The sequence below is a fragment of the Bradyrhizobium septentrionale genome (assembly GCF_011516645.4).
Lineage (GTDB): Bacteria > Pseudomonadota > Alphaproteobacteria > Rhizobiales > Xanthobacteraceae > Bradyrhizobium > Bradyrhizobium septentrionale.
Genome location: NZ_CP088285.1, coordinates 204,143 through 223,739, shown reverse-complemented (window position 1 = coordinate 223,739; position 19,597 = coordinate 204,143). Strand labels below are relative to the sequence as shown.

The window sequence follows — 19,597 nt, the reverse complement described above, 5'->3', positions numbered from 1 at the left end:
AAACCGGGGCATTCCCCCTCGAATTCATACGTCCTCTTGTCCACTTTTCGGACGCGCAAGCCCGCCAACAGAGCGCGCGCAGAACATGGAGGCAGAGATGACAGCATATCGCGCCTATATTGTCGGACCGCACAGCCGATCCATCGGCGTGGTCAACCTGGATTGCAGCGACGACGACCAGGCCGTCACATCGGCCAGCCGTCTTGTCGATCACCATGATGTCGAGCTGTGGCAGATGGACCGGCCGGTCGCCCGGTTCGAAGCCTGCTCAAAGCAGGTATTCCGCAAATAGTGCGATACTGCGCGGCAGACCGGGTGTCGCGCCGCGCGATCCCTGATGATAGACCTTGCGCCAGGTTCGTCATCACAGGGATATCAGGTCATGGCTTTGGAGAAGGTCGCACTCGTCACCGCAGGCGGCAGCGGCATGGGCGCGGCGGCGGCACGGCGGCTTGCCGCCGATGGCTTTCGCGTCGCGATCCTGTCGTCATCGGGCAAGGGCGAGGCGCTGGCCGGCGAACTCGGCGGCATTGGCTTCACCGGCTCCAACCGTTCGAACGATGATCTGAAGCGCACCGTCGACGGCGTGATGGCGCGCTGGGGCCGCATCGATGCCCTGGTCAACAGCGCCGGCCACGGCCCGCGTGCGGGCGTGCTGGAGCTGACTGATGAGCAGTGGCACACCGGGCTCGACGTCTATCTGATGAACGTGATCCGCCCGACGCGTCTCGTCGCACCGGTCATGCAGGCGCAAAAATCCGGCACGATCGTCAACATCTCCACCGCCTGGGCATTCGAGCCGAGCGCGATGTTTCCGACCTCGGCGGTGTTCCGCGCCGGGCTTGCCGCGTTCACAAAACTGTTCACCGACAGCTATGCGGCCGACAATGTCCGCATGAACAATGTGTTGCCGGGCTGGATCGACAGCTTGCCGGCAACCGACGAGCGCCGCGACAGCGTGCCGATGAAGCGCTACGGCAAGGCGGAGGAGATTGCCGCAACCATCGCGTTTCTCGTCTCCGACGGCGCGGCCTACATCACCGGCCAGAACATCCGCGTCGATGGTGGCCTGATGCGGTCGATTTGAGGCTCAAGTGACCCAACTCGGAATACGTTCCGATGATCCGTATCGCTATCAATTCCGCCTGGTCTACTGTCGCACAATCCTCTCCGCGCGCGACGTCGCTCGCTTTCGCCACACCCGCAAGTCAGCCATGACTTTTATGGTCGCGCCGAGGACCAGTGCGCAAAGGGCCGCCTTCGACACCGTCTCCATCGTCCCCTCGACCAGCATGCCATGGACCACACTCCCTGCGACGATGACCACCGCAAGGGACATGTGAGCAATGCGCCACGTTCGCGGTCGCAGTCCCAATCGCCGACGCAGTGCCGCCAAAAGCGCGACGGCGAAGATTGCCCACATGGCGATCACACCCCACGGCGAAAACGGCGTCGGCGATGAGAAGAGAAGGGCGTCAATCATGTCCGGCGGACTGGTGATCCAAAGGCCCCCGACGTGGACCAGCACCGCCACGACCAGCGTGCCTCCGATCCAGTGATGTGCACGCCGTCCACGATAAGCCGCCAGTCCCGGCAGGTAGCCGCCAATCAGTAAAGGCTGAACGAGCACAAGACCCAGTGCGATAATTCCTGCGAATCCGGCCAGGATGTAGATCGGACCGCGCCATGCGAGCAGCGGGCTCGCCGCTGCAGCGGCGATCGGCACGCAAACGGCGGCTCCAAGAGCGGCCCAGATCAGGGTTACCCGGGCCAATCTCATCCTTTTTGATCCCAACCCGGTCAGGCCGGCTGAAGGACGAAGTGCGCCTCCAGGCTGGTATCTTTTGCGCTCCGCATGATGGGACGCAGGAAGACGGTTTTGAATTCACCGCTGTCATAGGCGAGGTGACCATGCGGTTGGCCAAAGATGGGAATGATCTGTGGCATCTCGAGACGGAACGCCCCGTCCTTGTCGGTGAGCGTGGCTCCATGACTCTGCGGCTCGTGCTCCTGCCCTTCGGTCGTGTGCGCCCAAATCTGGATGCGCTGCCCGGCGAGTGGAGCCCCGTCGCCGGCGCGGCGTACGGTGCCGCTCATCCAGAAGCCGCCCTTGCCGATCCGGTCCACGATCGCCGCGCCCTTGCGGTAGTTGTTCGACCCGCCCAACATCGAATCGGTCGGTGCGAGGCCTTCCGCGCGGGCGGGCAACAGGAGCCCGGCAACTCCGGTTGCCAGGACGGAGCCGCCAGCGGCGAGGAGGTTGCGACGGTTGAACACGACGGTGGTCATGTAAATTCCTCCTGGCGACCGTGCAGTTGCTCCGCTCAGGGTACAACAACAAGCGCGAGGTGCCCAGTTGGGGGAGGCGAAGGGCGCGGTCGGTCGCAGAGTTGTGAATGGGCGCCGGCCGCTCAACCCGCGCCGTTGGCGAGGCAATCCATGCGTCCTTATATGCGGTGCGGCGGAATGCTGCGGTTCGCTCGCAATGGCGGGATGCGGCGTCGACCTTCACTCATGTGCTTAGACCCGAGTGCTTGGACCCGCAACAACACCACTTGCGTCTACGCGCTGCGCGTTTCGCTTCAGGCCGCGCGCGTCACAATTGCGGCGACCTCTGATTGCGTTTGTCGTGATGACAAACTGAAAGCGCAGGGCTAGCCTTCCGTCAAATCAAAACATACGGGAGGAATGGCATGCCAGACGCAGCAGTTGCAGCACGCGCTTCGGACTCCACTCACAGCGGAACCACGCAGCAAGTCGACGTCGCGGTCGTCGGCGCCGGTTTCGCCGGTCTTTATCTGCTGCATCGGCTGCGCAAGGCGGGCTTCTCGGCGGTCGCGCTCGAAGAGGGCGCCGACGTCGGCGGCACCTGGTACTGGAACCGGTATCCCGGCGCGCGCTGCGATATCCAGACCATCGACTACAGCTACACCTTCGATCCCGAGCTCGATCAGGCCTGGACCTGGTCGGAGAAATACGCGACCCAGCCGGAAATCCTGCGCTATCTCGGCTTCGTCGCCGACCGCTATGATCTGCGCCGCGATATCCGCTTCGGCACCAAGGTGACGCAGGCGACCTGGAATGATGCGACCGCGCGCTGGCAGATCTCGACCAACAACGGCGCCAATGTCTCGTGCCGCTACTACATCATGGCGACCGGCTGCCTGTCGGCGCCGAAGCCGCCGGAGATCGACGGCGTCAAGGATTTCAAGGGCCAGATCTATTTCACCGGCCGCTGGCCGCATCAGGGCGTCGATCTCAAGGGCAAGCGCGTTGCCGTGATCGGCACCGGATCGTCGGCCATTCAGTCTATTCCGCTGATCGCCGAACAGGCCGCGCAGCTCACCGTGTTCCAGCGCACGCCGAACTTCGCATTGCCCGCCGGCAACGGTCCGGCGCCGGAGGATCGCAAAACGTACTTCGAGAGCGACCGCGCGGCCTATCGCGAGCAGGCGCGCTGGTCGATGGCCGGCGTGCCTTATCCGCAGCAGACCGTGGTGAGCTGGCAGTTGAGCGATGCCGAACGCCGCGAGCGTTTCGAGAAGGCGTGGGCGGCGGGCGACCTCGTCCATATCCTGACCCAGCTGTGGGCCGATCAGGCCGTCGATGTCGACGGCAACAAGGTGGTTGCCGACTTGATCCGCGAGAAGATCGGCGCCGTGGTCAAGGATCCGGAGATCGCCGCGGCGCTGGCCCCGCACGATCATCCGTTCGGCGCCAAGCGTCCCTGTCTCGATACCAACTACTATGCGACCTACAACCGTCCGAACGTGACGCTGGTCAATCTGCGGCAGGAGCCGATCAAGGCGATCACGGCCAACGGCATCTCGACCGACAGGCGCAGCTTCGATGTCGACGTCATCGTGTTCGCGACCGGCTTCGACGCGATGACCGGCGCGATCATGGCGGTGCATCCGATCTCCGGCCGCGGCGGCAAGTCGCTGTCGGATGTCTGGGCGCACGGACCGCAGACCTATCTCGGCGTCACCGTGGCGGGCTTCCCCAATCTGTTCATGATCACCGGCCCCGGCAGCCCGTCGGTGCTGTCGAACATGGCGGTGTCGATCGAGCAGCATGTCGATTGGGTGGTCGAGCGGATCGCCGCGTTGCGCGACGCCGGCTTCACCACGATGGAAGCAACCGAGACCGCGCAGGCCGGCTGGGAGCGGCACATGGCCGACTGCGCGACGCTGACGCTGCACCGGCTCGCCAACACCTGGTACACGGGCGCCAACGTGCCCGGCAAGCCGCAGGGCGTGATGCCCTATACCGGCGGCGTCGGCCCGTATCGCAGCATCTGCAACGAGGTGGTCGGCCGCGGCATGCTCGGCTTCAAGCTGTCAGGTCCCGGCGTCGCCGAGCAGTGCAATGACGGCGAGGTGGTGCGGCTGCAGCCGGACGTGCGGCTGGTGCTCGGCATGCTGGCAGAGATGAACCTGCCGCCGATCGAGACCATGGGTGCGCAGGGCGCGCGCGACTTCCTGACCGAGTTCAACAAGGGCCGTCCTGCCGGCCGTCCCGTCGGCGAGGTCGGCACCGGCATGTTGCAGGGCGCCGACGGTCCGCTGCCCTACAAGCTCTATCGGCCGAAGACGCCGGGGCCGCATCCGGTCGTGGTCTATTTCCACGGCGGCGGCTGGGTGCTCGGCGACGAGCTGTCCGACGATCCGTTCTGCCGCGACCTGTGCCGGCGCACCGGCATGATCATCGTCAGCGTCGGTTATCGCCACGCACCCGAGCATCGCTTCCCGGCGGCGGCCGAGGACGGCTATGCGGCAGCGCGCTGGATCGCGGCCCACACCGCCGAGCTCGGCGGCAGGGCAGGGCCGGTGCTGGTCGCGGGCTGGAGCGCCGGCGGCAACATCGCGGCCGTCACCTGCCAGCTCGCACGCGATCGCGGCGGGCCCGAGATCGCGGGGCAATTGCTGATCTGCCCGGTCACCGACTCCTCCTTCGATCGGCAGTCCTATGTCGACAACGCGGCCGGCTACTTCCTGACCCGCGGGCTGATGTACTGGTTCTGGGACCTGTACTGCTCGCCCGCCGACCGCACCGATCCGCGCGTCGCGCCGTTGCGCGGCAAGCTCGACGGCCTGCCGCCGGCGTTCATCGCGACCGCGGAGTTCGATCCGCTGCGCGACGAGGGCATCGCCTATGGCGACGCGCTCGCCAAGGCCGGCGTCAAGGTCGAGCAGCTCAAGGGGCACGGCCACTTCCACTCGTCGTTCGTGATGGTCGACGTCATCATCACCGGCGTCAGCGGCCGCGCGAAGATGGCGCAGGCGCTGCGCCGCTTCGCCGGACTGTCCGAGGAGATCGAGCAGGGCAGTGCCGCGCCGCAGATCAACGCGGCGGCGAACTAGACTGGGAGTCTTGCGGCGCTTCGGTTCTCAACCCGGACCGAAGCGCCAGAGCGGGATGACGTTACTTCGAATCGAGCTGCGGACTCCGCTTCACCTCGCCCCGCGTGCGGGGAGAGGTCGGAACGCATCGTTAGATGCGTTCCGGGTGAGGGGGAGTCTCCATGAATCTGTCTGTCGCCGTGCATGCGGAAAGAGCCCCTCACCCCGACCCTCTCCCCGTAAGAACGGGGAGAGGGAGCGCAGCGGCGTCACTATTCGACCCAGTCTTATCTCGCGCTAAAGCGTGATGGCATTAAGTTCGATAGCCTGAATTTTTCAGGTAATTGGCGCATTCCTCGGGGGTGAAGGCGTCGAGTGCGTGGCCGATTGCGGCGCAGACCGCGTCGACGGTTCGCGCGGCAGCTTTGCGGAGCAGATGCTTGAGCTTGGCAAAGACCTGTTCGATCGGGTTCAGGTCGGGCGAGTATTTGGGCAGGAAGAAGAGTTTGGCGCCGACCGAACGGATGAGTTGGCGAACTGCTTTGCTCCTGTGGCTACCGAGGTTATCCAAGACGACGATATCGCCGGGTCGAAGGACAGGCAGAAGAACCTTCTCGACATAGGTGCGAAAGCTCACGCCATCGATCGGCCCCTCGATGAACCATGGCGCATCGATCCGGTCATGGCGCAGGGCCGCCAGGAAGGTCATGGTCTTCCAGCGACCGTGGGGAACCGTGGCAGGAAGTCTGTGCCCGCGCGGTGCCCATCCACGCAAAGGCGCCATATCGGTTCTGGTCCATGTCTCGTCGATGAAGACGAGCCGCTCAGCTTCGACGCGCCCTTGATATTTTGTCCACTGGGCTCGCCGCCGCGCGACCGCGGGTCGATCCCGTTCGCCAGCCGCCACGCTTTTTTTTGAAGCTTAGCTTCTCGGCATGCACGAAGTCCCACACCGAGTGATAGTCGACCTTCAGGCCGCGTCCAGCAAGCTCGGCAACGAGCCCCCGTATAGTGAAATCGCCGTCCTTGATCCGCTGCGACAGCCAAGCCGCGTGGTCTCCCGAAACCGCCCTCGGCTTATGACCGCCCATCTGGCCAGGCTCAACGCTGCCGGTCTCCTCGACCCGCTGCATCCAACCGATTGCGGTGCTGATCGCGACCCCAAACTGCTTGGCCGCCTGATTGCGAGACATCCCGCCCTCGATCGCCGACACGACTCGCTTGCGAAGATCCAGAGAATAAGGCTTGCCCATCCATGCTGGCCTCCAACCCAGTCAGCATGGTGAATCAGAAACACACCGATTTGGGAATCCCAAATCGATTCAACCTAACCCCATCCCGCTCTAGCCCAACTCGAACGTCGTGACGCCGAACACGCGATCGATCCGCAAGGGCGGGATCGCGCCGGTATACATTCGCGCGGTCTCGAACACCGGCGAGAGCCTGAGGCCTTCCGCCAATGCGACGGCGTCGCGGTTGACGGCGGGGACATCGAGGAAGATCTCGCCACTGCCGGCGCTTGCAAGCAATGCCGACAGGATGGTCTCGGCGCCAGCGCGGTCATCGGCGACAAGCGGACCGATCTTGCGGCCAGTGCGGCACGGGCGGATCACGCCCCAGCCGGCCAGTCTGCCGTTGCGCATCAGCGCGCGCCCGAGATGCCCTGATGTATTGATCCAGGCGCGCAGGAAGGCCGGACGCGGCGCCGGAAACACCGTGGCGTCATCGGCCTCGATCAGCGCCGCCGGCACATCGGCCAGCGCGACGATGTCGGCGTTCGGCGCCGGCGGCGCGGCAACCGTGCCGCCATAGCGCACATTGGCGTAAGCGAGCGCGAAGCCGGATTTTTGGTAGTTCGCCTGCTGCGCCACCACGCCGTCGAGCCCGATCACGCGTGGATGCGCATGCGCGATGGCCGCATTCCATATCCTCAGGCCATGGCCTTGGCCGCGCAGATCCGGACGCACGATGTAGAAGCCGAGGAAAGTAAACTGCGCCCCGTAATTGACGCAGGAGATCACCGCGGCAGGCCGCCCGTCGAGCTCGCCGATGAAAAACCCCTGCGGGTCCTCGGCGGCAAAGCACGCGGCATCGGCGAGGCCGGGATTCCATCCCTCCGCCGCGGCCCAGTCCACCGCGAGCGCGATCTCGTCTGGCCGCATATGCCGGATGCTCAGCTCGCTCATCGAACAGTATCCCATCGGCGTGGAGTCATGCATCGAACCCGTTGCTTGTGACGATCACAATACCCCCACGGAATGAGGCTGCCCACAGAGCGCGGCTTGGCGCGTGAAAAATTTTCGACGAATTCATCTAACAATTTATGGTTTAGTCATAACTAGAAACACGTTTGACTTGAAGTTGCCGCAGGCCTAACAATCCCGCCCGCAGCCGCGGACTTCGAGAAGCGGCGTGCCGTGAATCCCAATCCCGCGACGCATCGCGTCGCACATGTCGGAATCGGAAATCACACTCAGCAGAAAGGATTGCATCGCACGTCAGCAGGACAACTGAACGGAATTGGGGACGGTTTTCATTTCACCCAAAACGGAGTTTTCCCATGACTCAAGAAGTTAATTTATCCGGTAATCCAGACATCGATGGCATTCTCTGGGGATGGGAGTGGGGTTCGGGTGGCGCGCAAAATCTGACGTTTTCGTTCCCCACCGGCACGGCCGAATACGGCTACCAGGAAATCGACAATTTCGGCGCGTTCACCGCGACACAACAGACGGCCGTGCGCACCGCGCTCGCCAATATCGCAAGCTTCACCAACCTCACCTTCACCGAGACGACGGCCGCCGGCGCGATCCTGCGCTATGCCAACGCCGATCAGATCAACTACACCAATGACAACACGGTTGCCTCGCATACCGGGCTGCACGTTCCCGGCAACGCGCCCGGCACCGCGGAAGCCAATCCGCCCGAACTCGGAAGCCCGCCATTCTCTGCGCCGTTCGCGCAAGGCGATGGGTGGTTCGTCACCGGCGGCTACACCAATCCGGTGCTCGGCAGCTTCCAGGATGCTGCCGGCATCATGCACGAGACCGGCCATAATCTCGGATTGAAGCACGGCCACGTCACGCAAGGCGGGCACGGCGTGACCTTCCCTGCGCTGCCGGCCGATCACAATTCCTACGAATATTCGGTCATGACCTACAGCCAGTTTCCTGGCGACAACGCGACCAATGGCGACAACGCGCCCGACCATCCGACAACCTACATGCAGGATGACATCGCGGCGCTGCAGTACATGTACGGCGCGAACTACGGCGCCACGGCGCATAACGGCAACACCACCTACACCTGGAGCCTGACCACCGGCCAGGAGTTCATCGATGGCGTTGGCCAGGGCTCGCCGCAAAGCAACTATGTGTTGATGACGGTGTGGGATGGCGGCGGCGCCGACACCTACGACTTCTCCAACTACACGACCAACCTTTCCGTCGATCTCAATCCCGGCGCCTGGACCATTCTCGACACCAGCGCGGCGCACGCGCAGCGCGCCGATCTCGGCAATGACGGAGCGGGTGGTGCCGAATACTTTGCGCGCGGCAACATCGCCAATGCGTTGATCGATCCGAACAACCTGTCCGAGACCGCCTCGCTGATCGAGAATGCCGATGGCGGCTCGGGCAACGACACGATCACCGGCAATGCCATCGACAACGTGCTGCGCGGCAATGGCGGCAACGACACGATCGACGGCAAGGGTGGGACTAACACGGCCGTCTACAGCGGCACAAGGCTGCAATATATCGCGACCCTGCTTGGCAGTGGCGCGATCCAGATCGCGGACCAGCGCGGCGGGGCACCCGACGGGACCGACACCGTCAGCAACGTCCAGAACTTCCAGTTCGCCGACGGCACGTTCAACGAGACCGAGCTGCTGAACCGCCCGCCGGTGCTGTCGCCCGATCCGGGATCGCCGCATCCGCTGACCGAACTTGCCAATACCACCAACTCCGCGTCGCTGCAGCAGCTGCTCGGCACGCTGACCTTTACCGATGCGAATGTCGGCGACACCCATACCGCAAGTGAAGCGCTCGATTCCGCGACCTGGTCCGGCGGCGCCACGATTCCGCTCGCGACCGAGACGGCCCTCATCGCGGCGCTGACCGACTCGATCGGCGTCGACGGCACCAGCGGGACGCTCAACTGGCAGTTCGACCTGGCGGACCGCAACCTCGACTTCCTGGCAACCGACGAGACGCTGACGGTGGTCTACGACGTCTCGGTGGCCGACCATCACTCCGGCTCCAGCGTCAGCGACAGTTCGACCCAGCAGGTGACGATCGTCTTCACCGGCACCAATGATCCGGTGTCGGTGGTCCCGGCCCTGTCCAGTCTGACAGGGACGATCAGCGAATTGCCCGGCGTCACCGGCAGTTCGACGCCGGACGCGACCTCCGGCGCGATCGCGTTCACCGATCCCGATCTCAACGACCGGCCGACCGCGACGATCGATACCCTCGGCGAGACGGTGACCTGGAAGGACGCGACGCACGACTTCACGTCGGAGCTTACGCCGGCGCAGATCGCCTCGCTCGAGGCGGCCTTTACGATCGTGCCCGAGGCCGGCAACACCAACGCTGGCAAGATCGACTGGAGCTACAGCATCACCGACAGCAAGCTCGATTTCCTGTCGGTCAGCGAGAGCCTCACCGTCACGGTGCCCGTCATCATCGACGACGGCCATGGCGGAGCCGTCACGCAGGATGTCGTCCTCACCATCAACGGTGCCAATGACGCGCCGATCGCGGTCGCCGACAGCAACGGCACGGCCAAGAAATCGACGCTGTCGGTCGACGTGTCGCACGGATTGTTGTCCAACGACACCGACCCCGACATCCACGATCAGGGTCACCTCGTGGTCAGCGCCGTCGAGGGTGCGGCCGGCAATGTCGGTCACACCATCGCAGGCACCTACGGCTCGCTGACGCTGAATGCCGACGGCAGCTATGTCTATGTCGCCAACAAGGGCGGCTTGCCGTCGCAGATCGTCGCGCAGGACACGTTCGACTACACCATTGCCGATCCGCATGGCGCAACGGCGGCGTCGACGCTGAGCATCGTCGTGTTCAATCCCGGCGTCGACTACCAGGCGGGAAGCCACACCACGCTGTACGGCGGCAACGGTCAGGACGTGCTCGACGGCTCGGCCGGGCACGACGTTCTGTTCGGCGGCAACGGCCCCGACGTCCTGATCGGCGGCGACGGCGATACGCTGACCGGTAACAATGGGCCGGACACTTTCCTGTTCCGCCCGCATTTCGGCAGCAACCTCATCACGGATTTCGATCTGCACACGGATGTCGTTCAGCTCGACAAGTCGATCTTCGGCACAGTGAACGACATGCTCTCCAATCATACGGTCGATACCGCCGCCGGCGCCGTCATCACAGACGCGTTCGGGGATACGATCACCTTCGCCGGTATCAGTACGGCGCAGTTGCGGGGGCACACAGAGGAATTCCATCTGGTCTGAGCCGGATGAAGTCGTCCTGTCGCTTGATTCAGAGGACTGCCCGTCGCAATCTGGTTGCGGCGGGCGGCTGATCGGAAAATTTGAATGACGTTGCGTTGGCCAGCATTTGCTATCGCCGCAATCGTCCTTGGCGTGATCGACATGACCGCGACGGCACAGATGAACGCAACAGCTGCTCTTTCCGCATCGCCGGCCTCAGGCCGCGCGCCGCTCGAGGTGACCTTCACCGGCACCGGCCCGGGGATACCGGAGGGCGTGGTCGTGCTTGATTTTGGCGACGGAAGGACGGACGACACGATCTCATCGATCCGCGGCTTTACCCGCACACACACCTATCGCGCGGCCGGATCGTACACGGCCGTGCTCAGGAGCGGCGCCTATGGCGGTCAACGCCCGGCGGTGCTGAGTGAAATCGGGCGCGTGACGATCGTCGTGGATTAGGTTCTTGTGACGCGGATCGAGCGCCGCGCAATCGACACCATCAATCAGCCTTCGGCCGGTACGCCGCGAAGAACACCCGCGTTGCGCTGTCGACGACAACAGCGATCCGCTCCGGCGAGGGCGACGGATTGGCCTGGAAGATGAACGCCTGGAACAGCGTCGCCTGGCACATCTGCATGAACTGCCATGCCGCGAGCTGATAATCGTCGATCACGAGCTCGCCGAGCGCGGCGCGCGCCTCGAGATAGGCGGCGAAGCGGTCGACGGTGTGGGCGATCACATGGGTGTAGAACCGGCTACCGAGTTCGGGCATCCGCTCGGCGATCGCCATCACGGTGCGGATCGCCGAACCGCCGCCGGGCCGGCACAGCACCGCGACATAGGCGCGGCCGAATTCGGGGAGGGTGGTGTCGACGTCGCGCGCCGGGTCGAAATTGAAGGCGACCTTGCCTTGCTCGAGCTTCTCCTCCTCGACGATCGCCGCGAACAGCCCGGCCTTGTCGGGGAAATAGACATAGAGCGTGCCCTTGGAGACGGCAGCAGCGCGGGCGATCTCGCCCATGCTGGCGCCGTCGAAACCGAGCTCCAGGAACACCTTGCGGGCGCCGTCCAGGATCTGGCGTCGTTTTGACGGCTCCTCCTCGCCGACGGGCTGGAGGGAGGCTCGGGAGGCTGCAACCATTGATTTAGCTTCTCGCCAAAGAACTCAACCCGGAATGAGCAAGGTTAAGAATCGAAGCGTTATAATCCCTGCCGAGGGAATATAGATTGACCGAACGGTTCGGTCAATGCTATTGGTGGGAGCGACGATGAGCCGCATGGCCCTTATTCCGCCATTGCGGGCATCGAGACTTTTTTGGGGAGCGTCGGCTATGGCCGCAGCACGAGATCAGGCTGCACGCATTGTTCGTTCCGGGCCTGAGATGTCCGAGGACGCGAAGGCGCGCGATGCATCCGCCGATCTCGGCGAGCAGGCCAGAACTGACGAAACCAAAAGGGCCGACGAAGCCAGGCGTGACGAATCCAAGCGTCCCGCCGAGGCGCCGCCAGCTTCTGCGCCCGAGCAGCCGGCGGCTTCGCCCGCTGCTTCTGCGCCGCCGAAATCCGGCAAGCGCAAATTCGTCATGATGGGCGTGGTCGGCCTGCTCGCAATCGCCGCCGCAAGCTATGCCGCCTATTACCTGATGGTCGGACGCTTCTACGTCTCGACCGACGACGCCTATGTCCGCGCCAACAACACCATGCTCGGCGCGCGCGTCGCGGGCCATATCGCTGCGATCCTGCCCGGTGACAATGCGCTGGTGCGCGCCGGCGATGTGATCTTCCGGATCGACGACGGCGACTATCGCATCGCGGCCGATGCCGCGCGCACCAGGATTGCGACCCAGCAGGCGACGATCGAGCGCTTCGGCCGCCAGGTTGCGGCAGCCGAGAGCACGGTCGAGCAGGCGCAGGCCCAGCTGGTGTCCGCCGAAGCCGGCCTGAAGCGCGCCGGTCTGGATTTCGATCGCCAGCAGGAGCTCAGCACCAAGGGCTTTGCCTCGCGCGCCACGTTCGAAGTCTCCGAAGCCGGCCGCGATCAGGGAGCCGCCGCCGTCCGCTCGGCGCAGGCCGCCTACGACACCGCGAAGAGCAATGTCGAGGTGACCAAGGCGCAGCAGGCCGAGTCCCGTGCCCAGCTTGCCGAACTGCAGACCCAGCTCGCCAAGGCCGAGCGCGATCTCGATTTCACCCAGGTGCGCGCGCCGGTCGACGGCACTTTCTCCAACCGCCTGGTCAATACCGGCGACTACATCAATGTCGGCCAACGGCTCGGCAATGTGGTGCCGCTCGACGGCGTCTTCATCGATGCCAACTATAAAGAGACGCAGCTCAAGCGCATCCGCCCGGGCCAGCGGGTGACGATCAAGGTCGACGCCTACGGCTTCCGCAAGTTCACCGGCATCGTCGACAGCATCTCGCCGGCGGCGGGCTCGGTGTTCACGCTACTGCCGCCCGACAACGCCACCGGCAATTTCACCAAGATCGTGCAGCGCCTGCCGGTCCGCATCCGCGTGCCGAACAGCGTCGCCAAGCAGGGCATGCTGCGCGCCGGCATGTCGGTCTACACCACCGTCGACACCAGGGAGGGCGCGGCCGACGCCGACGCCGATACCGATCTCGACGCGCCGATGATGATCCATCCGCAGTGATGCCTTGAAGCTTCGAACCTGAGGGTTCGAGGCGCGGAGCCGATGAGCCCATGGCCGACGCGACCACTGCTTCTCCCTCGATGATGACCGGCGCCTCGGAGTCCGAGCGCCTACAGCCGAAACGGGTGGTCGCGTTCATCATCATGGTGTTCGGCATGTTCATGTCGATCCTGGATATCCAGATCGTCTCGGCGTCGCTCACCGAGATCCAGGCCGGCCTGTCGGCGTCTTCGACCGAAGTGTCGTGGGTGCAGACCGCCTATCTGATCGCCGAGGTGATCGCGATCCCGCTGTCCGGCTTCCTGTCGCGCGCGCTCGGCACCCGGCTCTTGTTCGCGATCTCGGCGTTCGGCTTCACCGTGTCCAGCCTGCTGTGCGGCTTCGCCTCCACGATCGAGCAGATGATCCTGTGGCGCGCGCTGCAGGGCTTTCTCGGCGCCGGCATGATCCCGACGGTGTTCGCCTCGGCCTACACCATCTTCCCGCGCTCCAAGTTCTACATCGTGGCGCCGATCATCGGCCTGGTCGCGACGCTCGCGCCAACGGTCGGGCCGACGGTCGGCGGCTTCATCACCGATCTGATGTCGTGGCACTGGCTGTTCTTCATCAACATCGTGCCCGGCATCATCATCACGATAGGTGTGCTGGCGCTGGTCGATTTTGACCAGCCGAACTTCGCGCTGCTCGAGCGTTTCGACTGGTGGGGCCTGATCTTCATGGGCGGCTTCCTCGGCTCGCTGGAATATGTGCTGGAGGAAGGCCCGCAATATGAATGGCTGCAGGACACCTCGGTGGCGATCTGCGCCGGGATCTGCTTCGTCTCGGCGATCGCCTTCTTCTGGCGGGTGTTGACCGTGGAGGAACCGATCGTCGATCTCTATGCCTTCTCCAACCGCAACTTCGCGGTCGGCTGCGTGCTGCAGTTCTGCATCGGCATCGGGCTCTATGGTCTCACCTACGTCTATCCGCGCTATCTCGCCGAGATCCGCGGCTACAGCGCGCTGATGATCGGCGAGACCATGTTCGTCTCCGGCATCACCATGTTCTTCATGGCGCCGGTGGTCGGCCGTCTGATGCAGAAGGTCGATTTGCGCTACATCATCGCCTTCGGCCTCGTCACCTTCGCGCTCGGCTCCTGGCAGATGACCTGGATCACGCGCGAGTACGATTTCTACGAGCTGCTGGTGCCGCAGATCCTGCGCGGCATCGGCATGATGTGCGCGATGGTGCCGACCAACAATATCGCGCTCGCCACGCTCGAGCCCGACCGCGTCAAGAACGCCTCCGGGCTGTTCAACCTGATGCGCAATCTCGGCGGCGCGGTCGGGCTCGCCTTGATCAACGAGGCGCTCAACCACCGCACCGATCTGCACATCTCGCGGCTGCAGGACCGCGTGACCTGGGGCAATGCCACCGCGGTCGAGACCCTCAACAATTTCACCCAGCGCCTGCAGGGCATGGGCGACTCCACCATGATGGCGATGAAGCAGCTCTCGCAGATCGTGCACCGCCAGGCCCAGGTGATGAGCTATGGCGACGCCTTCTTCATGCTGTCGCTGTTCTATGTTGGCCTCAGCCTGCTGGTGCTGTTCGTCAACAAGCCGCCGCCGATGACCGACGCCGGCGGCGACGCGCATTGAAAGCATCGGTATCGCGCGTCGTGTGCACCCATTGGCGTACAGAGCGTTGCATCGCCGACACATTGAACGCGCGCAGATGCGCTCACGCGCTTGTCATCTTGCCAATCGCGCGTGATGCATTTATAAGCAGCGCTTCCTTACTCGAACCCGGGAGATGCGCATGAAGTCGTTTATTTCGCAGATCGTGCGCCCGCGTTCGATGGTGCTGGACGCGCTTACGCGTTAGCTCCCGGCGCTGATCGGGCCTGATTCCCGATCATCAAAGCTTCCCAACAGTTTACCGATTGTTTTCCGCGACGCCTGCGGCCGGATTCCGTCCGCCAGTCGCCTTAAGTGGAGCCGGCTTGCGCTGCAAAGGCGTGGCCGGAATGTGCCATGACCTCTCTGACATCAAAGCGACCGGCCGCGATCCGGATCGTCTTGCCATTCGTGTTCCGCCATTGGCTGGAACAGCCGCTCCGCGCCTCCGCCGTGACCGCGGGCTTCCTCGGCGCGACCGCCGCCGACCTGTTCATGCCGGTATTTTCCGGCCATCTGGTCGACGCGCTGACCGCGGGTTCGACGGATGCCGCCGCGCGCCATGCCGCGATGCTGGCGTTCGGCGCCATCGTCGGCCTCGGCGCGCTGTCGCTGATGCTGCGGCTGGTCGGCATTACGACCATCGTGCCGTTCACGCTGAAGACGATGTCCGATGTCGGGCAGCAGGCCTTCATGCGGGTGCAGCGCTTCTCGACCGACTGGCACGCCAATTCGTTCGCCGGCTCCACCGTGCGCAAGGTCACGCGCGCCATGTGGGCGCTCGACCTGTTGAACGACACCATCCTGATGGCGCTGCTGCCGTCGCTCGTGGTGCTGCTCGGCTCGATGATCCTGCTCGGGCTGCACTGGCCGCAGCTCGGCGCGGTGATCGCGGTCGGCTCGGTGATCTATGTCGCGATGACCATGGCGTTCCAGGTGCGCTACGTCGCGCCTGCCGCGCGCGTCTCCAATGCATGGGACACCAAGGTCGGCGGCACGCTGGCCGATGCCTTGACCTGCAACGCGGTGGTGAAGTCGTTCGGCGCCGAGACCCGCGAGGATATCAGGCTCGACGGCGTCATCAGCCGCTGGCGCCGCCGGGTGCGGCGGACCTGGCTCCGCTACAACCATACCTCGACGGCGCAGCTGCTCGTGCTGTTGTGCTTCCGTGCCTCGGTGATCGGCGGTGCGATCCTGCTGTGGGCGGCCGGCCGCGCCACACCCGGCGACGTCACCTATGTCTTGACCAGCTACTACATCATCCACGCGTACTTGCGCGATGTCGGCATGCACATCAACAACCTGCAGCGCTCGGTGAACGACATGGAGGAGTTGGTGCAGATCCACGGCGAGCCGCTCGGCATTGTCGACGCGGTCGACGCTGGAACGATCGACATCCAGGGCGGCCGCATCGTGTTCGACGACGTCACGTTCCACTATGGCGGCCATCGCCGGCCGCTCTATGACGGATTGTCGGTCGACATCGATGCGGGCGAGCGCGTTGGCCTGGTCGGGCGCTCCGGCTCCGGCAAGACGACCTTCGTCAAGCTGGTGCAGCGGCTCTACGACGTCACCAGTGGCAAAATCCTGATCGACGGTCAGGATATCGCCAGGGCGACGCAGCAATCGCTGCGCAGCCAGATCGCGATCGTGCAGCAGGAGCCGATCCTGTTCCACCGCACGCTGGCGGAGAACATCGCCTATGGCCGGCCGGGCGCCGGCATGGAAGCGATCGAGCAGGCGGCGCGGCTTGCCAATGCGCACGACTTCATCATGCGGCTGCCGAAGGGCTACGGCACGCTGGTGGGCGAGCGCGGCGTCAAGCTGTCGGGCGGCGAGCGGCAGCGCGTCGCGCTGGCGCGCGCCTTCCTGGCGGATGCGCCGGTCCTGATCCTGGACGAGGCGACCTCGAGCCTCGACTCAGAGTCCGAGGCGCTGATCCAGCAGGCGATGGAGCGGCTGATGAAGGGCCGCACCTCGATCGTGATCGCGCACCGGCTGTCGACGGTGCGCAGCATGGATCGCATCCTGGTGTTCGATCGCGGCGAGATCGTCGAGCAGGGCACCCATGAGGTGCTTGCCGCACGTCCCGGCGGCATCTACCGCGGCCTGTTCGAGCGCCAGGCGACCGAGTTCGGCCAGGCCGCGGCGGCGGAGTGAGCGATGGCGCGTGGCTGACGGATTGATCTCCGACTGCCGCGCGCCGGAATCGATATGAGAATCGATTTGAGAATGGAATTGAAATGAAAGACCTTACGCGCGGCTCCATCGTCAGCCACATCTTGATCATGGCTCCCCCGATCGTGGTCGGCATGATCACGATCATGATCTGCCAATTGGTCGATTTGTATTTTGTCGCCGGTCTCGGTGAGGCCGCCGTCGCGGGGGTGGCTGCTGCCGGCAATGCCGGTTTCCTCGTCAACGCGCTGATGCAGGTGCTCGGCGTCGGCACCGTCTCGCTGATCGCGCATGCCGTGGGACGCAAGGACCGCAGCGATGCCAACCTTGTGTTCAATCAGTCGATCGTGTTGTCGGTGCTATCAGGGCTGTTGACGCTGTGCGCGGGGGCATTGCTGTCGCGCCTCTATATGCGCTCGGTCGCGGCCGACCAGGCCACCATCGAAGCCGGCACCACCTATCTCCTGTGGTTCATGCCGGCATTGGCGCTGCAATTCATCACCCAGGTGATGGCGTCCGCGCTGCGGGCTACCGGCATCGTGCGGCCCAGCATGCTGGTGCAGGCGGTCGCGGTCATCATCAACATCGCGCTGGCGCCGGTCCTGATCGCAGGCTGGGGCACCGGTCACGCGTTCGGCGTTGCCGGGGCAGGTCTGGCAAGTTCGATCGCCGTCCTCATCGGCGTGCTGATGCTGTTCGCGTATTTCCGCAAACTGGAACGCTATGTCGGATTCGATCCCGCGCAATGGCGTCCACGACTCCGGCAGTGGAAGCGGATCCTCAATGTCGGCCTGCCTGCCGGCGGCGAGTTCGCGCTCATCTTCGTCTGGATGGGCGTGATCTATTATGTGCTGCGCGATTTCGGCCCGGCGGCCCAGGCCGGGTTCGGCATCGGGACGCGCGTGCTCGGCCTGATCCAGATGCCGGCATTGGCGGTGGCGCTTGCCGCCGGCCCGATCGCCGGACAGAATTTCGGCGCCGGCAATGGCAAGCGTGTGCAGGAGACCTTCGTCAAGGCGGTGCTGATCGGCACCGTCGTGATGATCGTCTTCACTGTTCTCGCGCAGTGGAAGCCGGGGCTGTTGCTCGACGGCTTCTCGAACGATCGCGAGACCATGGCGGTCGCCGCCCAGTTTCTGCACTTCGTCTCCATGAATCTCGTCGCGCAGGGACTGATCTTTACCTGCAACAGCGTGTTCCAGGGTCTCGGCAACACCAGGCCGGTGTTGCTGAGTTCGGTCGTGCGCCTCGTCACCTATGCGGTGCCGGTGATCTGGCTCTCGACGCGGCCCGGCTTCCGGATCGAGCACGTGTGGTGCCTGTCGATCGTGACGACGACGCTGCAGGCCGGTCTGAGCTTGTGGTTGCTGCGTCGCGAATTCAGCAAACGTCTCGCGCCACCGGCGCGCGACGTTGCTCCGGAACGCGTTGGTCTTGAGCCGGTGGGATGACCGGCTCAGCCAATTTGCGACGGCGGTCGATCATCGCGGCGCCAGCCCGTTCCACACCAGCGCCACGCCGGACAGGAACAGCAGCACCAGCACCACGTCGGAGAAATTGCGGTCGCTGAGCGCGTGATAGAGCCGCGCGCCGAGCCAGGCGCCGAGCAGCGTGCCCGGAAACGCGCAGGCCACCAGCCAGATCAGCTCCGGCTTCACCAGGCCGCTGGCGATCTGGATGAGAAGCGCGGCCGCCAGAATCGTGAAGTTGAAGATCTGGAACACGCCGCGGCGCTGCTGCTTGCCCCAGCCGCGCAGGCTCGCCCACAGGATCGGTAGCGGGCCGGACAGTCCGGCGAGGCCGCCGAGGATGCCGCCGGCGAATCCGATCGCGCCGTCGGCCCATTTGCCGCCGAACGAGATCGACATCGGCTTGCGCTGCAGGAACAGCAGGGTCGGGAACACCAGCAGGAAGATGCCGATCGTCAGTTTGAACACGCCGGGGTCGGCCCGCGCGATCAGCAGGATGCCGATCGGCACGCCGGCGAGGCCGCAGATCACGAACGGCCAGACCAGGCGGAAATCGATGCTCTTCCAGATCGACGGCAGCGTCGAAACCTGCGCGATGACAGAGCAGACCAGCACCAGCGGCACCGCAAGCGTCGGCGGCAGCACATAGAGCCAGATGCCGAGCGCCATCAGCGCGGTGCCGAAGCCGGCAAGGCCGGAGACGAAACCGCCGGCCAGCGCGCCGCAAAACAGGATCGCGTAACCAGCCGGGGTCATCCTCGTCTTCTTCTTCTGATCATTTGCAGCGACGTTTACACGAGGCGCGTGGCGGGTACACTTCGAAATCGCG

At 64.5% G+C, this 19,597-nt stretch carries 15 protein-coding genes; 9 read left to right on the top strand and 6 right to left on the bottom strand.

Annotated elements, in window-relative coordinates:
* The first annotated feature begins 97 nt into the window (after positions 1–97).
* A complete protein-coding gene (locus HAP48_RS02980; RefSeq protein WP_166214874.1) occupies positions 98–292 on the top strand; it encodes a hypothetical protein in 195 nt (64 codons plus the stop codon).
* Positions 293–382: 90 nt separating this feature from the next.
* Positions 383–1,087 (top strand): SDR family oxidoreductase, encoded by a 705-nt coding sequence (locus tag HAP48_RS02975; protein WP_029078936.1) that lies wholly within the window; start codon positions 383–385, stop codon positions 1,085–1,087.
* A 63-nt stretch (positions 1,088–1,150) separates the two neighbouring features.
* Here the strand turns inward: HAP48_RS02975 and HAP48_RS02970 are convergent, their stop codons facing one another.
* Both HAP48_RS02970 and HAP48_RS02965 read right to left on the bottom strand, forming a co-directional pair.
* Complete coding sequence (locus HAP48_RS02970) at positions 1,151–1,780, bottom strand: ferric reductase-like transmembrane domain-containing protein (RefSeq protein WP_029078935.1); 630 nt, start codon at positions 1,778–1,780, stop codon at positions 1,151–1,153.
* 20 nt (positions 1,781–1,800) lie between these two features.
* Positions 1,801–2,289: a peptidase associated/transthyretin-like domain-containing protein gene (locus HAP48_RS02965; RefSeq protein WP_166214876.1), complete on the bottom strand. Its 489-nt coding sequence runs from the start codon at positions 2,287–2,289 to the stop codon at positions 1,801–1,803.
* 404 nt (positions 2,290–2,693) lie between these two features.
* Between HAP48_RS02965 and HAP48_RS02960 the strand changes: the two genes are divergently transcribed.
* Entirely contained in the window at positions 2,694–5,363 is a 2,670-nt protein-coding gene (locus HAP48_RS02960; RefSeq protein ID WP_166214878.1) for a flavin-containing monooxygenase, read from the top strand.
* Between the two features lie 292 nt (positions 5,364–5,655).
* On the opposite strand, the gene HAP48_RS02955 is transcribed toward HAP48_RS02960, so the two are convergent.
* A protein-coding gene (locus HAP48_RS02955; RefSeq protein ID WP_420869839.1) for an IS630 family transposase occupies positions 5,656–6,595 on the bottom strand; the annotation gives its coding sequence in 2 pieces (ribosomal slippage) (positions 5,656–6,258 and positions 6,260–6,595; 939 coding nt in all).
* Positions 6,596–6,685: 90 nt separating this feature from the next.
* Positions 6,686–7,528 carry a GNAT family N-acetyltransferase gene (locus tag HAP48_RS02950; RefSeq protein WP_166214880.1) on the bottom strand — a complete coding sequence of 281 codons (843 nt, stop codon included), beginning with the start codon at positions 7,526–7,528 and terminating at the stop codon, positions 6,686–6,688.
* A gap of 374 nt (positions 7,529–7,902) precedes the next feature.
* On the opposite strand from HAP48_RS02950, the gene HAP48_RS02945 reads away from it, so the two are divergent.
* A complete protein-coding gene (locus tag HAP48_RS02945; RefSeq protein ID WP_166214883.1) occupies positions 7,903–10,830 on the top strand; it encodes an Ig-like domain-containing protein in 2,928 nt (975 codons plus the stop codon).
* A gap of 141 nt (positions 10,831–10,971) precedes the next feature.
* Positions 10,972–11,271, top strand: a complete 300-nt coding sequence (locus HAP48_RS02940; RefSeq protein ID WP_166214885.1) for a PKD domain-containing protein — start codon at positions 10,972–10,974, stop codon at positions 11,269–11,271.
* Positions 11,272–11,311: 40 nt separating this feature from the next.
* On the opposite strand, the gene HAP48_RS02935 is transcribed toward HAP48_RS02940, so the two are convergent.
* The gene (locus tag HAP48_RS02935; RefSeq protein WP_166214887.1) at positions 11,312–11,953 is read right to left on the bottom strand and encodes a TetR/AcrR family transcriptional regulator; all 642 of its coding nucleotides are present in this window, start codon (positions 11,951–11,953) and stop codon (positions 11,312–11,314) included.
* 190 nt (positions 11,954–12,143) lie between these two features.
* On the opposite strand from HAP48_RS02935, the gene HAP48_RS02930 reads away from it, so the two are divergent.
* From HAP48_RS02930 to HAP48_RS02915, 4 genes are all read left to right on the top strand, one after another.
* A complete protein-coding gene (locus HAP48_RS02930; protein ID WP_166214889.1) occupies positions 12,144–13,463 on the top strand; it encodes an HlyD family secretion protein in 1,320 nt (439 codons plus the stop codon).
* A 50-nt stretch (positions 13,464–13,513) separates the two neighbouring features.
* Positions 13,514–15,103 (top strand): DHA2 family efflux MFS transporter permease subunit, encoded by a 1,590-nt coding sequence (locus HAP48_RS02925; RefSeq protein WP_166214891.1) that lies wholly within the window; start codon positions 13,514–13,516, stop codon positions 15,101–15,103.
* Positions 15,104–15,478: 375 nt separating this feature from the next.
* A complete protein-coding gene (locus tag HAP48_RS02920; RefSeq protein ID WP_166214893.1) occupies positions 15,479–17,281 on the top strand; it encodes an ABC transporter ATP-binding protein in 1,803 nt (600 codons plus the stop codon).
* A gap of 83 nt (positions 17,282–17,364) precedes the next feature.
* On the top strand, positions 17,365–18,750 hold the full coding sequence (locus tag HAP48_RS02915; protein ID WP_166214895.1) for an MATE family efflux transporter: 1,386 nt from the start codon (positions 17,365–17,367) through the stop codon (positions 18,748–18,750).
* Positions 18,751–18,780: 30 nt separating this feature from the next.
* On the opposite strand, the gene HAP48_RS02910 is transcribed toward HAP48_RS02915, so the two are convergent.
* Complete coding sequence (locus HAP48_RS02910; protein ID WP_166214897.1) at positions 18,781–19,524, bottom strand: sulfite exporter TauE/SafE family protein; 744 nt, start codon at positions 19,522–19,524, stop codon at positions 18,781–18,783.
* Positions 19,525–19,597: the final 73 nt, after the last annotated feature.

Bases quoted from the DNA above. Each gene is read 5' to 3' on its own strand.
- HAP48_RS02980 (WP_166214874.1), top strand. From the start codon at position 98: ATGACAGCATATCGCGCCTATATTGTCGGACCGCACAGCCGATCCATC.
- HAP48_RS02975 (WP_029078936.1), top strand. From the start codon at position 383: ATGGCTTTGGAGAAGGTCGCACTCGTCACCGCAGGCGGCAGCGGCATG.
- HAP48_RS02970 (WP_029078935.1), bottom strand. From the start codon at position 1,780: ATGAGATTGGCCCGGGTAACCCTGATCTGGGCCGCTCTTGGAGCCGCC.
- HAP48_RS02965 (WP_166214876.1), bottom strand. From the start codon at position 2,289: ATGACCACCGTCGTGTTCAACCGTCGCAACCTCCTCGCCGCTGGCGGC.
- HAP48_RS02960 (WP_166214878.1), top strand. From the start codon at position 2,694: ATGCCAGACGCAGCAGTTGCAGCACGCGCTTCGGACTCCACTCACAGC.
- HAP48_RS02950 (WP_166214880.1), bottom strand. From the start codon at position 7,528: ATGAGCGAGCTGAGCATCCGGCATATGCGGCCAGACGAGATCGCGCTC.
- HAP48_RS02945 (WP_166214883.1), top strand. From the start codon at position 7,903: ATGACTCAAGAAGTTAATTTATCCGGTAATCCAGACATCGATGGCATT.
- HAP48_RS02940 (WP_166214885.1), top strand. From the start codon at position 10,972: ATGACCGCGACGGCACAGATGAACGCAACAGCTGCTCTTTCCGCATCG.
- HAP48_RS02935 (WP_166214887.1), bottom strand. From the start codon at position 11,953: ATGGTTGCAGCCTCCCGAGCCTCCCTCCAGCCCGTCGGCGAGGAGGAG.
- HAP48_RS02930 (WP_166214889.1), top strand. From the start codon at position 12,144: ATGGCCGCAGCACGAGATCAGGCTGCACGCATTGTTCGTTCCGGGCCT.
- HAP48_RS02925 (WP_166214891.1), top strand. From the start codon at position 13,514: ATGGCCGACGCGACCACTGCTTCTCCCTCGATGATGACCGGCGCCTCG.
- HAP48_RS02920 (WP_166214893.1), top strand. From the start codon at position 15,479: ATGACCTCTCTGACATCAAAGCGACCGGCCGCGATCCGGATCGTCTTG.
- HAP48_RS02915 (WP_166214895.1), top strand. From the start codon at position 17,365: ATGAAAGACCTTACGCGCGGCTCCATCGTCAGCCACATCTTGATCATG.
- HAP48_RS02910 (WP_166214897.1), bottom strand. From the start codon at position 19,524: ATGACCCCGGCTGGTTACGCGATCCTGTTTTGCGGCGCGCTGGCCGGC.